Origin of the sequence: Streptomyces sp. SID3212, assembly GCF_009865405.1 — a bacterium.
In the GTDB taxonomy this organism is placed as follows: Bacteria; Actinomycetota; Actinomycetes; order Streptomycetales; family Streptomycetaceae; genus Streptomyces.
The window spans coordinates 1-327 of sequence record NZ_WWJY01000542.1; the positions used below are offsets into that span (position 1 = coordinate 1).

General features: G+C 76.1%; 1 protein-coding gene. It reads right to left on the bottom strand.

The annotated features are described in order from the left end of the window. Nucleotides 1-327, bottom strand: a 327-nt coding sequence (locus GT042_RS15965; RefSeq protein ID WP_202532859.1) for a Dyp-type peroxidase domain-containing protein, incomplete at both ends; no start/stop codon positions are given.

A 327-nucleotide genomic window follows, 5' to 3' on the forward strand; every position in this document is an offset into this window, starting at 1 on the left:
CGGTCGTCGAAGAGCGAGGAGCCCACCGCGACCGTCGCGGTCAGGCCGTCTCCCGGGACGACCGGGCCGAGGACACCGGAGTCGGGCAGCGGCGCGGAGATGCCGAGCGGCTCGGGCACCCCGCCCTCGGTGAGGAACCGCAGGCGTGCGGTGAGGGTGCGCAGCAGGTCGGTCAGTCCGGCGCGGTCGCGCGCGGTGACGTCGAAGGAGGTGAAGACGGCGTGGCGCTGGACGGGCGTCAGGATGCCCGCCTGGTGGGCGCCGTGGAAGGGGATCGTGCGGCCCTCCGGCCGCTCTCGCGCCGGCTCGTCGCCCACGCGAGGGCCT